This window comes from Streptomyces sp., from assembly GCF_035645055.1.
GTDB lineage: Bacteria > Actinomycetota > Actinomycetes > Streptomycetales > Streptomycetaceae > Streptomyces.
Map to the genome: position 1 here is coordinate 1 of NZ_DASQNH010000006.1, position 3555 is coordinate 3555.

At 74.5% G+C, this 3555-nt stretch carries 4 protein-coding genes and 1 pseudogene; all 5 read right to left on the bottom strand.

What is annotated here, in order from left to right:
- On the bottom strand, positions 1–360 hold a 360-nt coding region (locus VE614_RS02035), incomplete at its 3' end, for a chorismate synthase (RefSeq protein WP_324930924.1).
- Positions 357–1643, bottom strand: a complete 1287-nt coding sequence (gene aroA / locus VE614_RS02040; protein ID WP_324930927.1) for a 3-phosphoshikimate 1-carboxyvinyltransferase — start codon at positions 1641–1643, stop codon at positions 357–359. The genes aroA and VE614_RS02035, both read right to left, overlap by 4 nt.
- Before the next feature lie 32 nt (positions 1644–1675).
- Positions 1676–2872 (bottom strand): prephenate dehydrogenase, encoded by a 1197-nt coding sequence (locus VE614_RS02045; RefSeq protein ID WP_324930930.1) that lies wholly within the window; start codon positions 2870–2872, stop codon positions 1676–1678.
- A 116-nt stretch (positions 2873–2988) separates the two neighbouring features.
- A pseudogene (aroH, locus tag VE614_RS02050) lies at positions 2989–3348 on the bottom strand (chorismate mutase); the annotation flags it as partial.
- On the bottom strand, positions 3345–3555 hold a 211-nt coding region (locus tag VE614_RS02055), incomplete at its 5' end, for a 3-deoxy-7-phosphoheptulonate synthase (RefSeq protein ID WP_324930933.1). The pseudogene aroH and the gene VE614_RS02055, both read right to left, overlap by 4 nt.

Genomic DNA, 3555 nt, shown 5'->3' on the forward strand with positions numbered 1-3555 from the left:
CAGATCCGCGTGACCGGGCCGCGGCCGGGTCAGCGGCGCGTTGCGCGCCAGCTCGGCCAGCTCGTCCGGGTCGACGGGGTCGGCCGCCATGACCTTCTCCCACTTCGGCCACTCGGTGTTCCCCACCATGACCGCCACCGGGGAACCGAGGGTGAGTCCGTGCCGGACACCGCCCAGGAAGGTGACCTCGTCGCGCTCGAACTTCATCCGCGCACCGCGCCCATAGCCGAGCCGGCGCCGCGCCAGGTGATCCGCCACCATCTCCGTGGTGATCGGGACACCGGCGGGAAGGCCCTCCAGCGTCGCCACGAGTGCGGGACCATGGGACTCCCCGGCCGTAAGCCACCGCAGTCTGCTCACTGTCGCTCCTCACTGTCGGGGGTGCCGGGAAACAGCCGGTGCAACTCGGCGTGGAAGCCGGGGAACGTCTTGGTCACACAGTCGGGGTCGTCGAGTTCGAGGGGGACGCCGGAGCCGAGCGCGAGCACCGAGAAGGACATGGCGATGCGGTGGTCGCGGTGACAGGAGATCCGGGCCGGGGCCGGCCGGCCGGGGTGGACGGTGATCCAGTCGGTGCCCTCCGCGACCTGGATTCCGCAGGCGCGCAGATTGGACGCCACCGCGGCGATCCGGTCGGACTCCTTCAGCCGGGCGTGGCCGATGCCGTGGATGGTGATGGGGGCGTCGGCGAGGGGTGCGATCGCGGCCAGGGTCATGAAGGTGTCCGAGATCTCGCCCATGTCGACGTCGAAGCCGCCGCGCAGACCGCCGCCGCCTCGCACGGTGGTGGCGCTGTCCGTGACGGTGACCTGTGCGCCGGCCTTCTCCAGTACGTCGACGAAGCCCAGGTCCCCCTGGAGGCTGCCGGTGCCGAGCCCCGGCACCGTGATCGTCCGGCCGGTGATCGCCGCGGCGGCGAAGAAGTACGACGCCGTGGAGGCGTCCGGCTCGATCACCAGGTCGGTGGGGGTGTACCCGCCGGGCTCGACCCGGAGTCCCCCGTCGGCGGTTTCCGCCACGCGGGCGCCGAAGTGCCGCATCAGCGTCAGCGTCATGTCGACGTACGGGCTGCTCACCAGTGCCTCGGCGCGGGCCAGCAGCCCGTTCCGCATCAGGGGGGCCGCCATCAGCAGGCCGCTGAGGTACTGGCTGCTCAGGGACGAGTCCACGGTCAGTTCGCCGCCGGGCAGGTCGGAGGCGCACACCAGCAGCGGAAGCCCGCCGCCGGGGCCCGTCCCGACGTGGGCGCCCAGGTGTCGCAGCGCCTCCACCAGCGGCCGCGACGGGCGGGCCCGCAACTGGGACGAACCGTCGAACAGGAAGGCGCCGCGGCCGGTGGCCGCGAAGGGCGGCAGGAAGCGGGCCGCCGTTCCGGCGTCCGCGCACCACAGGCGGGCCTGGCCGACCGGCCCGCCGCCCAGGCCGGTCACCTCCCAGGACTCGGACGTCGGACTGCTGCGCACCGCGACGCCGAAGGAGGTCAGCGCGGCGCGGAACGCGACGGTGTCATCGCTGACGAGCGGCGCCCACACCTTGCTGACGCCGCCCGCCGCGGCGGCGAGCAGCAGGGCACGGTTGGTAAGACTCTTCGATCCGGGAATCCGCGCCTGTGATGCCGGAGCGGAGACGTCGGTTGCGGTCATGGTCGGTTTCCCTCGGTCATCAGGACGTGCCCTCACACGCCGGGCAGGGCGGCGGCGGCCACCCGCTGCGCCGGGACGACGTCGTCCTCCCACAGGTGGGCTCCGCGGGGCGGCTGCGGCTGCGGGCGCCGGCACGGACGGGCGGAGCCGTCCTCGACGTGCCAGCCCCGCTCCACCAGCCGGCGGCGCAGTTCCCGGGCGGTGTCGGCGGGGGCGGCGAACTCGGCCGTGACGCCGGCGCTCTCGGGCGCGAACCTGGCGGTCACCTCGTGCGCGTCCACCCCGTGCTCGACGACGATGTCGAGCAACCGCGTCAGTTCTCCCGGCCGTTCGGCCACGGTCACCCGCAACGCTTGCCGCGCGGCCGGACCGTGGGCGGGCGAGGGGCGGATGGCCCGCAGCCCCGCCGCGCCGCGCTCCAGCAGATCCGTCACGTGCCGCCTGCTCGCGGCCCCGGACTCACCGTTCCGCTCGATGTCCTCCAGCGCGGCGCACAGTCCCGCGAGGTCCCTCTCGACCTCGCGCAGCACCTGGACGACCGGTGCGGCGTTGCTGGACAGGATGTCGGCCCACAGGTGCGGGTCGCCACCGGCGATGCGGGTGGTGTCCCGCAGCCCCTGCCCGGCGAGCCGCAGGACGTCCGGCGCTCCGTGCTGGAGGCGGGCGGCGAGCAGGCTCGCCACCACGTGGGGCGCGTGCGAGGTGAGCGCCACGGCCCGGTCGTGCGCCTCGCCGTCCATGACGAGCGGCGTGGCACCGCACCGGGCGACCAGCTCCAGCGCGTGGTTGAGGGCCGTCCGCGTGGTGCGCGGCGAGGGGGTGAGCACCCAGGGCCGGCCTTCGAAGAGGCCGGCGCGGGCGGCCAGCGGACCCGACCGCTCCCGGCCCGCCATGGGATGCCCGCCCACGTAGGTGCCGTCGTGGGTGCCGTCGCCGGCCTCGCGGACGGGCAGCGCCTTGACACTCGCCACGTCGGTGTAGCTCCGGGCCAGTCCGCGGGCGCGCTGCTCCGCGAGCACGCCCGCCACCGCGCGGGGCGGTACGGCGATCACGGCGAGGTCGACCGGCCCGGTGGGGGAGTCGGTGACGCCCGCGCCGAGCGCCGCCGCGGTCCGGGCCGCCGACGCGTCGCGGTCGACGAGGTGGACGGTGACGCCCTGGCGGCTCATCGCCAGGCCGACGGAGGTGCCGATCAGGCCGGTCCCCACGACGGCCAGGGTGCGGATCACGGGGTCCCCCCTTCGGGCCGGTCGCCGCCCGCGGTGTGCCGCGCGAGTTCTCTGCCGGGCACGCCGTCGGCGGTGTGCCGCGCAGGCTCTCTTCCGGATGCGCCGTCCGCGGTGTGCCGCGCGAGGTCCTTGCGGAGCACGGCGGCACCGCCGAGGTAGACGTGCCGGACGTCGGCTCGTGCCCGCCCGGTCTCGACGTGGGCCAGGATCCGTACGGTGCGCGGCAGTCCGCCCCGCACGTCCAGTTCCCGCGCGCACATCAGCGGTACGTCGACCAGGCCCAGCTCCCGGGCCGCTTCGGCGGGGAAGGCGCTGACGAGGTCGGGGGTGGAGGTGAAGACGATGCTCACCAGATCGTCGGGGACCAGGTCGTTGGCCGCCATGATCTCCTTCAGCAGCAGGCCGACCTGGCCGCGCAGCACACCGGGTTCGTCCCGCTCCACCTGGACGGCGCCCCGGACGGCACGCAGCGTCATGTCCGGCCCCCGGAACGGTGGGGCGCACCCGTGGCGGAGGTGAAGTACTCCGCGACGAGGAAGGCAAGGTCGAGGGACTGGCTGCGGTTGAGGCGGGGGTCGCAGGCGGTCTCGTAGCGCTGGTGGAGGTCGTCGACGAAGATCTCGTCGCCGCCGCCGACGCATTCGGTGACGTCGTCGCCGGTCAGCTCGACGTGGATGCCGCCG

Bases quoted from the DNA above. Each gene is read 5' to 3' on its own strand.
- aroA (WP_324930927.1), bottom strand. From the start codon at position 1,643: ATGACCGCAACCGACGTCTCCGCTCCGGCATCACAGGCGCGGATTCCC.